This window comes from Subtercola vilae (genome assembly GCF_004923255.1).
GTDB classification, from domain to species: domain Bacteria; phylum Actinomycetota; class Actinomycetes; order Actinomycetales; family Microbacteriaceae; genus Subtercola; species Subtercola vilae.
The window spans coordinates 1-16,114 of record NZ_QYRT01000044.1; the positions used below are offsets into that span (position 1 = coordinate 1).

Here is a 16,114-nt window from a genome sequence, read left to right on the forward strand (position 1 = left end):
CCCCGCCCCCCACCCCGCCCACCGCATCCACTCGGCGAAGTTTGCGGGTGCGACGGCCAGACACCCGCAAACTTCGCCGAGTCGATGAAGTCAGGGCGCCGAGCAGCGGCGGTCAGAGGGCCGCGGCAACGGCGCGAGCGGCCTGGCGGGCGGAGAAGAGGCAGCCGCCGAGAAAGGTGCCCTCGAGCGAGCGGTAGCCGTGCATCCCGCCGCCGCCGAAGCCGCTGGCCTCGCCGGCTGCGTACAACCCCGGCACGGGCGAGCCGTCGGCGCCGAGCGCACGACCTGCGAGGTCGGTCTCGATTCCACCGAGTGATTTGCGCGTGACGATGTGCAGCTTGACGGCGATGAGCGGCCCCGCGGCCGGGTCGAGCAACTCGTGCGGCGACGCCACCCGGATGAGCTTGTCGCCGAGGTATTTTCGGGCGCCCCGAACCGCGGTGATCTGTGCGTCTTTGGTGAACGGATGCCCGATCTCCCGGTCACGCGCCCGAATCTCCTTCTCCACCAGCTGCTCATCGAGCCGCGCGTCACCGGGCCCCGCCGAGAGCCGTTGCATGCCGGCGAGCAGCTCGGACAGCGTGTCGGCCACCACGAAGTCGACGCCCCGCTTCTTGAACGCCTCGATGGGCCCGGGGGCGCCGGGCCCGACGCGCGCGGCCAACAGGCGCAGATCTTTGTTCGTGAGGTCGGGGTTCTGCTCGCTGCCCGAGAGCGCGAACTCCTTTTCGATGATCTTCTGCGTGAGTACGAACCACGTGTAGTCGTAGCCGGTCGCCACGATGTGTTCGAGGGTGCCGAGCGTGTCGAAACCGGGGAACAGGGGCACAGGCAGCCGTTTTCCGGTCGCGTCGAGCCAGAGTGACGAGGGCCCCGGCAGAATGCGAATACCGTGCTGCGGCCACACCGGGTCGAAGTTCGTGATGCCCTCGGTGTAGTGCCACATGCGGTCGAAGTTGATGAGCCGGGCCCCGGCCGCTTCAGTGATGCCGAGCATCCGGCCGTCGACGTGGGCAGGTACGCCCGAGAGCATGGATGCCGGCGGCCGCCCCATGCGCTTCGGCCAGTTCTGACGCACCAGCTCGTGGTTGCCGCCGATTCCGCCGCTCGTCACGATGACGGCCGACGCTCGGAGTTCGAACTCGCCCACCACATCGCGCGTGCTCGTCACCCCGCGCCCTGCGTCGCTCGCGGCGAGAATGCTGCCGCGAACGCCGGTGACCGTTCCGCCGGTGCTTGTCAGGGCATCCACTCGGTGCCGGTGCAGCACGGTGATGAGACCGTTCGCCTCACCGCGCTCGACACGAGCGAGGAAGGGCGCGAGAACGCCGGGGCCGGTGCCCCAGGTGATGTGAAAGCGGGGTACTGAGTTGCCGTGCCCGTTGGCCGTGTAGCCGCCGCGCTCGGCCCAACCCACGATGGGGAAGAACCGCACGCCCTGCTGGTGCAGCCACGAGCGCTTCTCGCCGGCAGCGAACTGCAGATAGGCCTCGGCCCAGAGCTTCGGCCAGTAGTCTTCTGCGCGATCGAACCCGGCGCTGCCGAACCAGTCCTGGCGGGCGAGTTCGAGCGAGTCGTGCACGCCGAGGCGGCGCTGTTCGGGGCTGTCGATGAGAAAGAGGCCGCCGAACGACCACCACGCCTGGCCGCCGAAGGAGGCGGCAGGCTCCTGTTCGACGATCGTGACGTGTTTGCCCGCGTCGACGAGCTCGGCGGCAGCGACGAGGCCGGCGAGACCGGCACCCACAATGATGACGTCGGTCGAGGCGGTACCGCTGGCGTGCTGGGCCATCTCAGAAACTCCTTCGTTGTCTGTGTCGCCGCCAAGCTGCCGCCCGAGCGGCGCCTACTCGTCGAACGTATTCACCATCGCATGCGCAGCACGTTCGAGATAGTCCCAGAGCGTGGCATCCTGCAGCGGCGGCAGTTCGAGCGAGTCGACGGCCGCCCGCATGTGCGTCAGCCACCGGTCGCGCGCATCGGGGTTCACCTTGAACGGATTGTGGCGCATACGCAGCCGCGGGTGGCCGCGCTGCTGGCTGTACGTGGTGGGCCCGCCCCAATACTGCTCGAGAAACCCGGTGAGGCGTTGGATGGCTCCCTCGAGGTCTTCTTCGGGGTACATGGCCACGAGAACGGGGTCGCCCGCGACCCCGCGGTAGAACTCGCGTACAAGGCGTTCGAAGGTGGGTCGACCTCCGAGCTGATCGTAGAACGTCACCCCGTCAGAGCTCGCGGGCACCGATGCCGTGGGTACGACGGGGATGAGCCCGAGCGGCGGCGGGGTGGGGAGGGCAGTGTCTTCGGGCATCCGGTATCAGGCCTCGCTGTTCGGGGGAGTGGAGCGGTTCGCGCGCGTCGGGGCAGTGGAGGTGCCTCGGCGCGGGGCGCGCGGCGCGCGAGTGGCAGCGGGCAGGGTGCTGACGGGCGGGGTGTCGGCGGGCACCGTGCTCTCGGGTACCGTGCTGGTGGGCCCGGTTCGGGGTGCGCGTGCGCCTGCGATGGATGCAGCACCCTCGAACCCCGTCAGCACGATGCTGTTCAGCGAGGGCAGTTTGACCCCCATCTCGTCGAGCGCGCGTTTCAACTGCATGCGCAATTCGCGGGCGACATCGTCTTTGGCGTTCGTTCGGGTCTTGACCACCAGGCGAATGACAAGTGCCTCGGCCGAGATACTTTCGAGCCCCCAGATCTCGGGCTTCTCGATGACCCGCGAACGCCACTTCGGGCTCGCGGCCAGCTCGTTCGCGGTCTCGAGCATCTTCTCCTGCACGGCGTCGACATCGGTGTCGTACGGAATGGCGAGGTCGATGATGACCCGTGCCCAGCCCTGCGACATGTTGCCCACGCGGGTGATCTCGCCGTTGCGCACGAACCAGAGGGTTCCGTTGACGTCGCGCAGGGTGGTGACGCGGATTCCGACGGCCTCGACCACGCCGGTGGCCGGCCCGAGGTCGACCACGTCGCCGACGCCCAGCTGGTCTTCGACCACCATGAAGAGGCCGTTCAGCATGTCTTTGATGATGTTCTGCGCGCCGAAACCGAGCGCGGCCCCGATGACACCGGCCGAGGCAACCAGCGCGGAGATCTGAAAGTTCAGTTCGCTCAGAATCATGATGAATGCGAACACCACGATGGCCCACGTAATGAAGTTCGACAGAACGCTGCCCATGGTGCGGGTGCGCTGCACCACTCGCACGGCAGCGATGGGCGAGGCGATGAGTGCCTGGGTGTCTGCGGCATCGTGCTTCTTCTTCACGCCGGTGACCACGCGCTTCACGACACGGTCGACCGAGTGCAGCAGGATGACCCGGATGATCAGGGCACCGACCACGATGGCGACGATGTTGATCAGGGGTTTGAATGACTCGTAGAACTGACCCACGTTGACGAAGAATTCGTTCATAGACCCACGATTCTAGTGACCGAGCCTCACCGAAAGCTGAGCGGCGCTCCCGGGGGAGAACGCCGCTCAGCGGTGGTGTTCGGTGGTGTTCGGCGGCCGGGAACCTACTCGGCGTCGCGCTTCTGCGCCGCGAGTGCGCGGTCGACACCAGCGAGGTTCTCGACCACGAGACGGCGCAGCGCCGCGGGCTCGGGGTCGGTGTCGAGCCATGCCTGCGTGGCGTCGCGCAGCTCCTGGCCGGCGAGGCCCGATGGGTACAGGCCCGTGATCAGCGTCGCAGCGATCTGGTACGAGCGGTTCTCCCACAGGTCGGTGACGACCTCGAAGTACTTCGCGATGTACGGCTGCAGCAGCGACTCGTCGGTGGCCCGTTGAAAGCCCGCCGTGGTGGCCCGCACAATGAGGTTCGACGCGTCGTCACTGTCGACGAGGGATGCCCACGCCGCTGCCTTGGCCTCGGCCGTCGGAATCGAGGCCCGCGCGCTCGCCGCCGACTGTGCACCGCTCGCGGTGTTGTCGGCCGCCTGTGCCGCAGCGATCTCGCTCTCGCCAGCCGCCCCGCCCACAACCAGTGCGATGAGCAGATCCCATGACAGATCGGTGTCGATCTCCAGGCCCTCAAGCGCAACCTCGCCGCTCAGCAGGGAGGCGACTGTTGAGAGTGTCTCCTCGCTCGTGGCGACGGCCGCGAAGAACCGCACGAACTGAAATTGCTCGTCTGACCCGGGCGCCGCGTTGCGGGCCAGCGACCACAGCTCGTCGGCGGCCAGGGCGGTCGTCTCCTTCTGCGCTGCGGGAGCCACGTACATGTTCGCCGTGAGCACCAGCTGGTTCAGGGCGGTGCGAAGCGTGGTGCTCTCGCTCTCGGTCGCCACGTTGCCCAGCACCAGCTGCACGAAGTCGCGGGGGCGCGTCTCGGCGTCACGCGTCGCATCCCACACCGAGCCCCACACGATCGAGCGGGCGAGCCCGTCTTCGATTGCGGCGAGGTGCTCGATGGCGGTGTTCAGAGACAGGGAGTCGAGACGGATCTTCGCGTAGGCGAGGTCGTCGTCGTTCAGCAGCACGAGGTCGGGGCGTGACAGCCCCACGAGCTCGTCGACCGTCGTGCTGGCCCCATCGACATCGAGCTCGACGCGGTGGTTGCGAATGAGGGCACCCTCGTGCAGGTTGTAGAACCCGATCGCCAGGCGGTGCGGCCGGATGGTCGGGTACGCCTCGATCGCGGTCTGGGTCACGGCGAACGACGTGATGACCCCGTCAGAATCGGTTTCGATCTCGGGGCGCAGCGTGTTCACGCCAGCCGTCTCGAGCCAGAGCTTCGACCACTCGGAGAGGTCGCGACCGCTGGTGGCCTCGAGCTCGGTGAGCAGGTCTTTCAGCTCGGTGTTCGAGTAGGCGTGCTTCTGGAAGTACTGTCCGACACCGGCGAGAAACTGCTCTTGTCCCACCCAGGCGACGAGCTGCTTGAGCACAGAGGCGCCCTTCGCATACGTGATGCCGTCGAAGTTCACCTGCACATCGTCGAGGTCGTTGATGGTGGCGAAGATGGGGTGCGTCGAGGGCAGCTGGTCTTGGCGGTAGGCCCAGCTCTTCTCGGTCGAGGCGAAGGTCGCCCAGGCGCCGTGCCACTCGGTGGCCTCGGCCGTCGCGAGGGTGGAGATGTACTCGGCGAACGACTCGTTCAGCCACAGGTCGTTCCACCACTTCATGGTGACCAGGTCGCCGAACCACATGTGCGCGAGCTCGTGCAAGATCGTGACGACGCGGCGCTCCCGCACGGCATCCGTCACCTTCGAGCGGAACACGTACGCCTCGGTGAACGTCACCGCGCCCGCGTTCTCCATGGCTCCGGCGTTGAACTCGGGTACAAACAGCTGGTCGTACTTGGCGAACGGGTACGGGTAGTTGAAGCGCTTCTCGTAGAACTCGAAGCCCTGGCGGGTCTTCTCGAACACGTAGTCGGCATCCATGTACTGCGAGAGCGAGGCACGCGAGAACACGCCCAGCGGAATCACTCGGCCGTCACTCGAGGTGAGTTCGCTGCGCACGACCGCGTAGGGCCCCGCCACGATGGCGGTGACGTACGACGAGAGAATCGGAGTGGTCTCGAAGCTCCAGGTTGCACTGCCGTCGCCGGCCGAGACGGGCTCGGGGGTGGGCGAGTTCGAGACGACCTGCCACGCTGCGGGCGCGGTCACCGTGAACGTGAATGTGGCCTTCAGGTCGGGCTGCTCGAACACGGCGAATACGCGCCGCGAGTCGGGAACCTCGAACTGGCTGTACAGATAGACCTCGTTGTCGACCGGGTCGACGAAGCGGTGCAGGCCCTCGCCGGTGTTCGTGTACAGGGCGTCGGCCACGACCGTGAGCGTGTTCGTGTCGTCGAGGTCATCGAGCTGAATGCGCACGTTGTCGCTGACGGTTGCGGCGTCGAGTGCCCGCCCGTTCAGCTCGACAGAGCGCACGTTCTTCGTGATGGCATCGATGAAAGTGGATGCCCCCTTCGAGGCCGTGAAACGAACCGTGGTGGTGCTCAGAAAGGTCTCTGGACCCTGAGTGACGTCGAGCGTGACGTCATAACTCGACACTGAGATGAGCGCGGCACGCTGCTGGGCTTCGACGCGGGTGAGGTTTTCTCCAGGCAACTGATGTTCTCCATACTGGTTGTGATCTTTGCGGCACGCTCTGGCAGCCTTGTGGGCGCCGGGCGCGTGAATGCTCCGAACCAGCCTAGCGAGCGGTCGCCGGGCATGCCGCCTGTAAACTCGCCCCATGCGCATTCACCTCGGCACCGATCACGCGGGGCTCGACTTCAGCCGGCACCTTCTCGACCACCTCAGCGCGGCCGGGCACGAGGTCATCGACCACGGCCCCACCGACTATGACCCCATCGACGACTACCCGTCGTTCTGCATCAATGCGGCGCTCGCCGTGGTGCGCGACCAGCGGGCCGGCGTCGAAGCACTCGGCATCGTCTTCGGTGGTTCGGGCAACGGTGAGGCCATCGCCGCGAACAAAGTGAACGGCGCCCGTGCGGCCCTGGTCTGGAGCCACTCCACCGCCCTGCTGGCCCGCCAGCACAACGATGCGAACCTCATCGCGATCGGCGCGCGGCAGCACACGGTCGACGAGGCCGTTGCGTTCATCGACACCTTCATCAACGAACCGTTCTCGTTCGAAGAGCGGCACGCACGGCGCATCGCCCAGCTGGCCGAATATGAGGCGACGGGCGCCATCGCGGGCATTCACGTCGGCGCCGACGTGATCACCGCCAGCAACTGAACCACCACCACTGAACCACCACCACTGAACCAGGGAGCAACGCCGTGCCTGAGGGCCATTCCGTTCACCGTATCGCGCTTCAGTTCGAGCGCGACTTCGTCGGTCACCGAGTCGCCGCCAGCTCCCCGCAGGGCCGTTTCGCTGAGGGTGCGGCCGAGATCGACGGGTTGACGCTGGTCGAGGCTCGTGCGGTGGGAAAACAGATGTTCCTGCGGTTCGAGAATGACCTGTGGCTGCGCATCCACCTCGGCATTTATGGCGCCTGGGATTTCTTCGGCACCGTCTCGCCGATCACCTCTGAGTCGGAAGCGCTCGGCAGCATGGGCGCGCCGAGGCTCAGGCGCGCCGTTCGCATGGCCGAGACCGAGAACACGAAAGACGTCGACCTCGAATCGTTTCCGCCTCCGCCGGTCGGAGCCGTGCGGGTGCGGCTGATGACCGACGCAACGGTCGCCGATCTGCGTGGCCCCACCGCGTGCGAGGTGATCGGCGCCGACCAGGTCGCCACCGTGCTTGCGCGGCTCGGGCCCGACCCCGTCACTGACAACACTCCCGAGGCCGAAGACCGGTTCGTGGCGAGCATCCGCACGAAGCCCACGCCCGTCGGGCTGTTGCTCATGGATCAGTCGATCGTCAGCGGAATCGGCAATGTGTACCGCGCCGAGCTGCTGTTTCGTGCCCGCCTGAACCCGCACACCCCGGGCAAGAATGTCAGCGAAGACCAGGTGCGTGCCCTCTGGCGCGACTGGGTCTACCTGCTCGACATCGGCATCCGTACCGGCATGATGCTGACGATGGATGGCCAGACCCCCGAAGTTGAGGCGGCAGCGCGGTTGAATCGCAGCGACCGCTACTGGGTATACAAACGTGAGGGATTACCCTGCCGGGTCTGCTCAACGCATATCGTCATGGAGCTGATGGCGTCACGAAAGCTCTACTGGTGCCCGAACGACCAAGCGTGACCGAGTAACCTCGGCTCATGAGAACCAACCCGAGTTTCGCCCTGGCCGACACGGAGGAGATTCGCCGTCTCATTCGGCTGAACCCCTGGGTGACGCTCGTCAGCAACACCAGCACGGGGTTGGTGGCATCGCACTATCCCGTCGTGCTCGACGAAGAAGCTGATGGCATCGCGGTGCTCAGCCACGTGGGGCGGCCGGATGAACGGCTGCACGAACTCGGGCAGCATGAGGTTCTGGTGATCATCCAGGGGCCCCACGGGTACATCTCGCCGGGCTGGTACGACGCCAACCCCGCCGTGCCCACCTGGAACTTCGTGGTGGCGCACCTGCACGGGGTGCCCGAGATTCTCTCCGACGACGAGAACCTCACGGTGCTCGCGCGCCTGGTCGACCACTTCGAAGACCGCATGCCGGAGCCACGGCGCATGGCCGGAACGCTCGAGAACGCGGCCTACGCCCGGCGCATCAGCGCCGGTACGGTGGGCTTTCGCCTCACGGCCACGCGCATCGACGCCAAGTCGAAGCTCAGCCAGAACAGGCCGGCCGAGACGGTGGAGCGCATCATCCACGAGCTCACCGAGGGTGACAACTACCGCCAGCCCGAGCTCGCCGCCGAAATGCGGCGGGTACACCCGGTGGGCGGGGTGGGTGGCGGCTACGCTGGCGTGCCCACCGCTGCCGGTCCGTCGGAGGCTGCCGCTGCCGCTGATGAATTGCCCACTGCTGCCACGCCGTCGGGTGCCGAGTGACCGACGACGTCTTCCTCACCGGCGGGCGCATGCCCGGCCACGACGGCAGCCTCGACGTGCTGCTGGCCGACGGGCGCATCCGGGCCATCGTGCCGACGGGGATCGTCGCGGCGCCGAACTCTTCTCGGGTGATCGAGCTCGAGGGGCGCTACCTCATCCCGGGGCTCTGGGACAACCACGTGCACTTCACGCAGTGGTCGCTGCTCGGGCGTCGGTTCGACTTCGGGGCGGCACACTCGCCCGAAGCGGTCGCGGTGCGGGTGGCTGAGGTTGTGCATCCGGGCGACCCAGCGACCGAACGCGCAGAGCTCGTGGGCGCACGGCTGCCGGGTGCGGGGTTCGCCGGCCGGTTCGCGCGGCCCGTGATCGGCTACGGCGTGCGCGATGCGCTCTGGGCGGGCGAACTGACCCGGGGGCAGCTCGATGCGGCGGCGGGAGCGCAGCCGGTCGTTCTGTTCAGCAACGACCTGCACTCGTGCTGGCTCAACACGGCGGCTCTCAGGCAGTACGGGCTGGCCGAGCATCCGTCGGGCCATCTGGTCGAAGACGACTGCTTTCGCATCGCCCGTGAACTCGACGATGTGTCTGACGACGAGGCCGACGAACTCGCCGCTCTCGCGGGCCGGCGCGCTGCCGCCCTGGGCGTCGTGGGCGTCGTCGACTTCGAGATGCGCGACAACTACGCCGACTGGAGCCGCCGCATCGCCGCCGGCCAGCAGAACCTCCGCGTGGCGTTCGGAATCTACTCGCAGCACCTCGCGCTCGCGGCCGAGCGCGGGCTCCGCACCGGCGACGTCATCCCGAAGACGGGCGGGCTGCTCAGCGTGGGGCCGTTCAAGGTCATCACCGACGGGTCGCTCGGCACCCGCACCGCCTACTGCTTCGAGCCGTATGCGGGGTTTGCGGGCGCTGGCGCTGCTGCTGGTGCTGGTTTCGGTGTCGATGGGAGCCCGGGGCATTCGCACGGCATGCTCACGGTGGCTCCGGATGCCCTGCTCGCGTTGCTCCGACGCGCCACCGCCCAAGGGCTCAGGCCCGCCGTGCACGCCATCGGCGACCACGCCAACCGCTTGGCGCTCGACGCCTTCGAGGCCCTCGCGGCAGGCGATGCTTCCGCAGTGACGGATGCTGCTGCTGCTGCTGCTGCTGCTGCCGCCGCTGCCGGTGTTGCCGCGGGAGCGCCGGGGCCCGGCGTGCTCGCAACGCCCGACCTCACACGAGGGTGGGGCGCCGCGGTTCCGGCGTCGATCGCCGGGGGAGCAGTGCTGCCGTGGGGGCGTATCGAGCACGCGCAGCTGCTCGCCGACACCGACTTCGAACGGTTCGCGGCCCTCGGTGTGGCGGCGAGCGTGCAACCCGAGCACGCGATGGATGACCGTGACATCGCCGACCGGTACTGGGCTGGCCGCACAGACCGAGCGTTCGCCTTTGAGCGCCTGCGGGCATCCGGAGCCGCACTGTTGCTCGGGTCTGATGCCCCCGTGGCTCCGCTCGACCCGTGGATCAGCCTCTCGGCCGCCGTCTCGCGTTCTCGCGACGGGCGCCCGGCCTGGCATGCCGAGCAGCGTCTCTCGGCGCTCGCTGCTCTGGCCGCGGCGACAAACGGCGTCGGAACCATCGGCGTGGGCCTGCCCGCCGACCTCGCCATCGTGGAGCTCGACCCTCTGACGGCTGACCCCGAGCGCCTGCGCACCATGCCCGTCGCGGCCACCTTCCTCGCTGGTCGCACCACCCACCTCGGCGCCTGGGCCGCCTCCTAGCCCAGGGGTTACGGCAGGGTGGGAATCAGGGGAGCGGGGGCTGTGCGGAGCAGTGCACGAGGGCGTAGGGGCCGGAGGCGCGCTGCTGGTCGATGACGGTTCCGTCGACGGTGATGCGGCACGAGAGGGTCTCTGCGGGGTCGGAGGGATCGGTGGCGGCACCGGTCAGCTGGGGTGACACGGTGGCGGAGAGGAAGATCGGCTGCGAAAGAGCCGACGTGGTGATGGTTCGCGAGTAGGGGATCGGCTGGGGGCCCGACGGATTGGGCCCAGAGGTGCTGTCGAGCGAGGGGAACTCGGTGATGACGGCGGAGGGCGCCGTTCCGGTCACCTCGTAGACGATGGTCGCGGTGGCGGGAGCAGGCTTGGTGACAGGGCCGGCGGCATGCGGGCCAGCGTTCGAATACGGTTGGCCGCCGGTGAGAGACGAGACCCCGTGCTGTGCGAGCGGGATGACGTAGAAGTACAGGCCGGCGGCAAGTGCGGCGGTGGCGGCGAGGCCGATGAGCGAGCGCAGCAGCCTGATGCCCGGAATGATCGGGGGCAGCAGGCGCGCGCCGAAGGAGGTGCCGCCGAGCACCAGAACCAGGGCAGCCAGACCGACCAGTACGGGGTCGATGTGGAGGACGAACACGACGATGGCGCCGACAGCGAGCAGCAGCGCGGCCACGCCAGCCAGTACGAGAGCGATGACGCGCCCGGGGCGCCGCGGACGCCCGGGGCGACCGAGCGGGCCCGGGCCAGACCCCGGCCCCGCCGGTGGCAGGGGCGTGGTGGCGGGCAGCGCTGGTGCCGAACCCCTGCGCGGCGTCGGAACGGGAATCATGCTGAGAGAATATCAGTTTCTGGGCATCCGGAACCGCTCATGTGCAGAACAGGCGGCGATTGCAGAGCCCGAACGCGAAAAAGGGCCTCCTAGGAGGCCCTTTTCAGTGGTCGTGCAGGTGGTGCACGTCACGCAGGCAGCGCGAGCGCCACACGAGTGAAGACGCGAATCAGACTGCGCTGATGTGAGCGAACAGGAACCAGCGGTCTTTCTCGAGGCTGCGGGCGATCTGGATGGCGACGTCTTGGCTCGCGGCGTCGATGGCGCCGAGCTCCTTGATGGCCTTGTTCACGCCGACGAGCAGGGCGTCGATCTGGTTCACGAGCGAACCGATCATGACCTCGGCGGGCTGGAACCCGGCCGGCAGCTCGGGCAGCGTGGTGTTCGCCGCGACGGCGCCGATGCGGGCGTCGAGGGGCAGGCCGAGGGCGACGACACGCTCAGCGGCGGTGTCGGCGTAGTCTTCAGCGCGTTCGACGATCTCGTCGAACAGCTCGTGAACGGCGATGAAGTTCGCGCCGCGAACGTGCCAGTGGGCCTGCTTGCCGTTGATGACGAGGGCCTGCGAGTCGATGACGACCTGGCTCAGAAACTGAGCGGCAGCGGCAGCAACATCGGGGTTGGCCGAGCTCGTGATGGTGGTGACAACGTCTGACATGACGTCTCCCTTCTAAACATGGTCCTCATCGGGCGAGGTGATGAGCGCAACGTTACTCAGTTCAGAGAGGCGCGCAAGCAAGCACAGGCTGCACTAACGAAGGGAAGGTTAACCTTCGTCTGGCCCGGTGGGAGCCGTTTTCTGATCGGGGAGCGCCAGCGAACCGATGTCAGGAGGCCTCAGTTCCGGATGCCCAACAGCCCCCGAGCCGCGACCTCGTCGCCGGGCAGCTGCCGACCCCACCTGAACTCACAGGCATGGTCGCTGCAGGCCGCATACGCCAGCAGAATGCCGTGCGAATTGACCGTGATCTCGTCATCGGCACTGTTGCCGCACCCTGCCACCAGACACGCCGTCTTCACCATGAAATCAGGCTACGTACGGGTGAACCGTGCCGACAGGGGTTGTGCAATGGGTTATCAGGGAGGGGATGACGAGAATCGAACTCGCGTGATCAGTTTGGAAGACTGAGGCTCTACCATTGAGCTACATCCCCGCGCACCCGAGGGCACTCGAACAGCGTAGTACAGGTTGGGCTCACATCCTGTGCTCACATCGTGTGCACTAGACTTACCGAGGTTATTTCCCGGGGCGTAGCTCAGCTTGGTAGAGCGCTCGGTTTGGGACCGAGAGGTCGCAGGTTCGAATCCTGTCGCCCCGACACGCACATCTTGTAACCGTCGTAGATCAGTTTCAATTCTCAGGAGATTTCTCAACGTGAAGACCACGGTCGAACAGCTCAGCCCCACCCGCGTCAAGCTCGCTATCTTCGTGACCCCCGAAGAACTGAAGCCCAGCATTGACCACGCCTACAGCCACATCGCTGAGCAGGTCAACATTCCCGGCTTCCGCAAGGGCAAGGTGCCGCCGCCCCTCATCGACCAGCGCGTCGGCAAGGAGGCCGTGCTCGAGCACGCAGTGAACGACGGGCTCGACGGTTTCTATCGTGCGGCCATCGCCGAGAAAGAGTTGCGCCCGTTGGGCCGCCCCGAGGCCGACATCGTCGGATGGCCGAGCAACAAAGACTTCTCCGGTGAGCTCGAACTCGCCATCGAGGTCGATGTTCGCCCCGAACTCGACCTGCCCAACTACGAGGGTCTCGCCGTCACGGTCGACGCCCTCGACGTCACCGACGAAGAGGTCGACGCTGAGCTCGAGCGCCTGCGCACCCGCTTCGGCACCCTCGTCACGGTCGACCGCCCCATCACGACGGGCGACTTCGCCCAGCTCGACCTCATCGCCACGATCGACGGCGTCGAGGTCGACAACGCGACCGGAATCTCGTACGAGGTCGGTTCGGGCGAACTGCTCGAAGGCATCGACGCGGTTCTCGACTCGCTCACCGCTGGCGAGACCACCACGTTCGAGGCTCCCCTTCTCGGCGGCGACTTCGCCGGCAAAGACGCCCTCGTCGAGGTCACCGTCAACTCGGTGAAAGAGCGCGAGCTGCCCGAGGCTGACGACGACTTCGCCCAGATCTCGAGCGAATTCGACACCATCGACGAGCTGAAGGTCGACCTGCGCAGCCAGGTCGAGCGCCAGAAGTCGTTCGGCCAGGTCACGGATGCCCGTACCAAGACCCTCGACGCACTGCTTGCCCTTGTCGAGGTTCCTGTGCCCCCGAAGCTCATCGAAGACGAGGTGCACCGTCACCTCGAGAACGAGAGCCGTCTCGAAGACGACGTTCACCGCGCCGAGGTCGTCGAGTCGAGCACCGCCACCTTCAAGACCCAGATTCTTCTCGACGTCATCGCCGAGAAAGAAGAGGTCAAGGTCAGCCAAGACGAACTGAGCCAGTACCTCATTCAGAGCGCTGCCCAATACGGCATGGAGCCGCAGGAGTTCGTTCAGGTTCTCGACCAGAACGGCCAGATTCCCGCCATGGTCGGCGAGGTCGCCCGCAACAAGGCTCTCGCCATCGTTCTCGACAAGGCCGTCGTCACCGACACCAACGGCAAGGTCGTCGACGTCTCCGAGTTCACCTCGATCACCCGCGACGCCGACGAGCCTTTCGTGGCTGTCGACGGTGGCGCCGATGACGAAGACGAGCACGCGGGTCACGACCACGCGGGCCACTCGCACTAAGCACCAGCCACAGCGAGCCGGGCGCCGAGCGTCGAGTGCCGCTTGTACCGCAGAAGGGCCCCACGATCATCCGTGGGGCCCTTTTTCGTACCCGTCTGGTACGTGCGTGAATGAGTAAGTAAACCTCATATAATCATTGTCGTGCGCGATGTAGAAGATATCGGGGCTCCCACCCCGCTGGGCGAGGTGCGCCTGTCGTTTGCGGTTGCTGGGGTCACCCTCGCGAGCACTCCGCTGCGCCAGTTGAAGCACCACCGCGAGATCTATTCCGATTGGCGGTTTGTTGAGAACGTGCGCGTGGAGAGTTACCGGGTGCCGTTGCCGACGACACGATTTGCCTACGATCTCAATGACGTACCGATCGGGGCAGAGGGTTCGTGGGGTATCGTGGCCCGATTTACCGCGCGAGCTGATTCGGGACCCCTCGAGATGCGTGCCTCCCTCAACCCGACGCCTCCCGATTCGCGACTGGCATCTGGCGAAATGCTCGCGCTCCGCGAGTTTCGCGCAGAGGGGGTGACCGTGGTTGTGGGCGGCGGTGACCTCGATTTCTACCTGCGTTCCTCTGTAGACGGGCGGTTACCGCGGCGGTGGGATGACCCTGACGAAACGACAGCCCACGACGAGATGGGCGTGACCGACTGGATGCTTCAGGGCCTTGCCGGGGCATCGACTCTTCCGGTTGGTGCAGACGGGATCGGTTGGAAGCTACCAGCACTTCGGAGTGACGAGGTCGCCCTCTTGCATGTCACCATAGCCTGGGGCCGTACGAAAACGTCGGCTGTTGCGGCACGCCTTGCCGTCGACACCACGCCCAGCGAGATCTTGCGGCATTCGACTTTCGCTCGCAACATCGGTGCAACCGGCCGAGCGTGATTCGGCGGATCCGTACCCGGAGTCTGCCCCCAGCGAACAGAGGCATGTGGGCGGGAAGGCTCCAGTACATTCGAAGTACCGCAAGTGAATTGGAGCGACACACATGGCCGATATGGCGATGCCAAACAGCGTTTTCGAACGACTCTTGAAAGACCGGATCATCTGGCTCGGCACCGAAGTTCGTGACGACATGGCGAACGAGATCTGCGCCAAGATTCTTCTTCTTGCAGCAGAAGACCCCAAGCGCGACATCTACCTCTACATCAACTCACCCGGTGGATCGATCACCGCAGGCATGGCCATCTACGACACCATGAAGTTCGTCTCGAACGACATCGTCACGGTGGGCATCGGCATGGCTGCTTCGATGGGGCAGTTCCTGCTCTCCTCCGGCACCAAGGGCAAGCGCTACATCACACCGAACGCCCGCGTTCTGCTGCACCAGCCGTCGGGCGGGTTCGGTGGCACCTCGGCCGACATTCAGACCCAGGCCCTTCTCATCCTCGACATGAAGAAGCGCATGGCTGAGCTCACCGCCGAGCAGACCGGCAAGACCCCCGAGCAGGTCATGATCGACGGTGACCGCGACAACTGGTTCACCGCGCAGGAAGCCCTCGAGTACGGCTTCGTCGACTATGTTCGCGAGTTCTCCTCCGACGTCGCCGGCGGCGGCGGCACCGAGGTCGAAGACTCCGTTCCCTCCGAATCCAACTAGTCGCGACAACCCAAGAACAGAGACGAATCCATGCAAACCCCCACCTTCGGCGGAATGCCGATCGCTTCCCCTTACGGGAACGGCACCACCCCCTCGAACCGGTACATCCTCCCCACCTTCGAAGAGCGCACGGCTTACGGGTACAAGCGCCAAGACCCGTACGCGAAACTGTTCGAAGACCGCATCATCTTTCTCGGTGTTCAGATCGACGATGCCTCGGCCGACGACGTCATGGCTCAGCTGCTCGTTCTCGAGAGCCAAGACCCCGACCGCGACATCGAGATGTACATCAACTCACCCGGTGGCTCGTTCACCGCGATGACGGCCATCTACGACACGATGCAGTACGTCAAGCCGAACATCCAGACCGTGTGCCTTGGGCAGGCTGCTTCGGCCGCCGCCGTGATTCTCGCGGCTGGCACGCCCGGCAAGCGACTGGCACTCCCGAACGCGCGTATTCTCATCCACCAGCCCTCCGCTGGTGGGCAGGGCGGCGGCCAGGCGTCGGACATCGAGATCCAGGCGCGCGAGATTCTTCGCATGCGTACGTGGCTCGAAGAGACGCTGGCGTTCCATTCGAACCGCACGCCCGAGCAGGTCAACAAAGACATCGACCGCGACAACATCCTCAGCGCTGCTGACGCGGTGGAGTACGGCCTCATCGACCAGGTTCTCACCTCGCGCAAGAACCTGCCTGCGCTCGTCAAATAGGTAAAGAAGTAACACTTCAGAGAACGGATGCCCGACAGCGGGCATCCGTTCTCTGTCTCTGTGCCGAACTACTGTGACAAC

Annotated in this window: 15 protein-coding genes and 2 tRNA genes; 9 read left to right on the forward strand and 8 right to left on the reverse strand. The window is 66.1% G+C overall.

The window, feature by feature from the left end; all coding sequences use genetic code 11:
* Positions 1-112: 112 nt before the first annotated feature.
* The 4 genes from D4765_RS16205 to pepN form a co-directional block, all read right to left on the reverse strand.
* The gene (locus D4765_RS16205) at positions 113-1,792 is read right to left on the reverse strand and encodes an FAD-binding dehydrogenase (RefSeq protein WP_136643361.1); all 1,680 of its coding nucleotides are present in this window, start codon (positions 1,790-1,792) and stop codon (positions 113-115) included.
* A 54-nt stretch (positions 1,793-1,846) separates the two neighbouring features.
* Positions 1,847-2,311 carry a globin gene (locus D4765_RS16210; protein WP_136643362.1) on the reverse strand — a complete coding sequence of 155 codons (465 nt, stop codon included), beginning with the start codon at positions 2,309-2,311 and terminating at the stop codon, positions 1,847-1,849.
* A 6-nt stretch (positions 2,312-2,317) separates the two neighbouring features.
* Positions 2,318-3,406: a mechanosensitive ion channel family protein gene (locus D4765_RS16215; protein WP_136643363.1), complete on the reverse strand. Its 1,089-nt coding sequence runs from the start codon at positions 3,404-3,406 to the stop codon at positions 2,318-2,320.
* A gap of 104 nt (positions 3,407-3,510) precedes the next feature.
* The gene (gene pepN, locus D4765_RS16220) at positions 3,511-6,054 is read right to left on the reverse strand and encodes an aminopeptidase N (protein WP_136643364.1); all 2,544 of its coding nucleotides are present in this window, start codon (positions 6,052-6,054) and stop codon (positions 3,511-3,513) included.
* A gap of 127 nt (positions 6,055-6,181) precedes the next feature.
* Between pepN and D4765_RS16225 the strand changes: the two genes are divergently transcribed.
* Genes D4765_RS16225 through D4765_RS19805 form a run of 4 tightly spaced genes read left to right on the forward strand, consistent with a single transcriptional unit; the run spans position 6,182 to position 10,162 of the window.
* Positions 6,182-6,691: a ribose-5-phosphate isomerase gene (locus D4765_RS16225; protein WP_136643365.1), complete on the forward strand. Its 510-nt coding sequence runs from the start codon at positions 6,182-6,184 to the stop codon at positions 6,689-6,691.
* A gap of 44 nt (positions 6,692-6,735) precedes the next feature.
* A complete protein-coding gene (locus D4765_RS16230; protein ID WP_136643366.1) occupies positions 6,736-7,653 on the forward strand; it encodes an Fpg/Nei family DNA glycosylase in 918 nt (305 codons plus the stop codon).
* Positions 7,654-7,670: 17 nt separating this feature from the next.
* Positions 7,671-8,402: an FMN-binding negative transcriptional regulator gene (locus D4765_RS16235; protein WP_136643367.1), complete on the forward strand. Its 732-nt coding sequence runs from the start codon at positions 7,671-7,673 to the stop codon at positions 8,400-8,402.
* The gene (locus D4765_RS19805) at positions 8,399-10,162 is read left to right on the forward strand and encodes an amidohydrolase (protein ID WP_136643368.1); all 1,764 of its coding nucleotides are present in this window, start codon (positions 8,399-8,401) and stop codon (positions 10,160-10,162) included. The genes D4765_RS16235 and D4765_RS19805 overlap by 4 nt, the downstream gene beginning before the upstream one ends.
* 25 nt (positions 10,163-10,187) lie before the next feature.
* Here D4765_RS19805 and D4765_RS16245 read toward each other — a convergent pair whose 3' ends face one another.
* The 4 genes from D4765_RS16245 to D4765_RS16260 all read right to left on the reverse strand — a co-directional run bounded on the left by D4765_RS16245 (position 10,188) and on the right by D4765_RS16260 (position 12,142).
* Positions 10,188-10,988, reverse strand: coding sequence for an MmpS family transport accessory protein (locus tag D4765_RS16245; protein ID WP_136643369.1), 801 nt, complete (start codon positions 10,986-10,988; stop codon positions 10,188-10,190).
* Between the two features lie 169 nt (positions 10,989-11,157).
* Positions 11,158-11,646, reverse strand: coding sequence for a Dps family protein (locus D4765_RS16250; protein WP_136643370.1), 489 nt, complete (start codon positions 11,644-11,646; stop codon positions 11,158-11,160).
* Positions 11,647-11,825: 179 nt separating this feature from the next.
* On the reverse strand, positions 11,826-12,011 hold the full coding sequence (locus D4765_RS16255) for a hypothetical protein (RefSeq protein ID WP_136643371.1): 186 nt from the start codon (positions 12,009-12,011) through the stop codon (positions 11,826-11,828).
* A 60-nt stretch (positions 12,012-12,071) separates the two neighbouring features.
* Positions 12,072-12,142: transfer RNA gene (locus D4765_RS16260), tRNA-Gly, on the reverse strand.
* A gap of 91 nt (positions 12,143-12,233) precedes the next feature.
* On the opposite strand from D4765_RS16260, the gene D4765_RS16265 reads away from it, so the two are divergent.
* The 5 genes from D4765_RS16265 to D4765_RS16285 all read left to right on the forward strand — a co-directional run bounded on the left by D4765_RS16265 (position 12,234) and on the right by D4765_RS16285 (position 16,033).
* Positions 12,234-12,307 (forward strand) — tRNA-Pro (locus D4765_RS16265).
* A 56-nt stretch (positions 12,308-12,363) separates the two neighbouring features.
* The gene (gene tig / locus D4765_RS16270) at positions 12,364-13,731 is read left to right on the forward strand and encodes a trigger factor (RefSeq protein ID WP_161580473.1); all 1,368 of its coding nucleotides are present in this window, start codon (positions 12,364-12,366) and stop codon (positions 13,729-13,731) included.
* Positions 13,732-13,872: 141 nt separating this feature from the next.
* The gene (locus tag D4765_RS16275; protein ID WP_136643373.1) at positions 13,873-14,607 is read left to right on the forward strand and encodes a hypothetical protein; all 735 of its coding nucleotides are present in this window, start codon (positions 13,873-13,875) and stop codon (positions 14,605-14,607) included.
* 112 nt (positions 14,608-14,719) lie between these two features.
* Complete coding sequence (locus tag D4765_RS16280) at positions 14,720-15,322, forward strand: ATP-dependent Clp protease proteolytic subunit (protein WP_136643382.1); 603 nt, start codon at positions 14,720-14,722, stop codon at positions 15,320-15,322.
* Between the two features lie 30 nt (positions 15,323-15,352).
* Positions 15,353-16,033, forward strand: a complete 681-nt coding sequence (locus D4765_RS16285) for an ATP-dependent Clp protease proteolytic subunit (RefSeq protein WP_201799349.1) — start codon at positions 15,353-15,355, stop codon at positions 16,031-16,033.
* Positions 16,034-16,114 lie beyond the last annotated feature (81 nt).

Excerpts from the sequence above, each read along its gene's own strand:
- D4765_RS16205 (WP_136643361.1), bottom strand. The coding sequence starts at position 1,792 with ATGGCCCAGCACGCCAGCGGTACCGCCTCGACCGACGTCATCATTGTG.
- D4765_RS16210 (WP_136643362.1), bottom strand. The coding sequence starts at position 2,311 with ATGCCCGAAGACACTGCCCTCCCCACCCCGCCGCCGCTCGGGCTCATC.
- D4765_RS16215 (WP_136643363.1), bottom strand. The coding sequence starts at position 3,406 with ATGAACGAATTCTTCGTCAACGTGGGTCAGTTCTACGAGTCATTCAAA.
- D4765_RS16225 (WP_136643365.1), top strand. The coding sequence starts at position 6,182 with ATGCGCATTCACCTCGGCACCGATCACGCGGGGCTCGACTTCAGCCGG.
- D4765_RS16235 (WP_136643367.1), top strand. The coding sequence starts at position 7,671 with ATGAGAACCAACCCGAGTTTCGCCCTGGCCGACACGGAGGAGATTCGC.
- D4765_RS16245 (WP_136643369.1), bottom strand. The coding sequence starts at position 10,988 with ATGATTCCCGTTCCGACGCCGCGCAGGGGTTCGGCACCAGCGCTGCCC.
- D4765_RS16250 (WP_136643370.1), bottom strand. The coding sequence starts at position 11,646 with ATGTCAGACGTTGTCACCACCATCACGAGCTCGGCCAACCCCGATGTT.
- D4765_RS16255 (WP_136643371.1), bottom strand. The coding sequence starts at position 12,011 with ATGGTGAAGACGGCGTGTCTGGTGGCAGGGTGCGGCAACAGTGCCGAT.
- D4765_RS16280 (WP_136643382.1), top strand. The coding sequence starts at position 14,720 with ATGGCGATGCCAAACAGCGTTTTCGAACGACTCTTGAAAGACCGGATC.
- D4765_RS16285 (WP_201799349.1), top strand. The coding sequence starts at position 15,353 with ATGCAAACCCCCACCTTCGGCGGAATGCCGATCGCTTCCCCTTACGGG.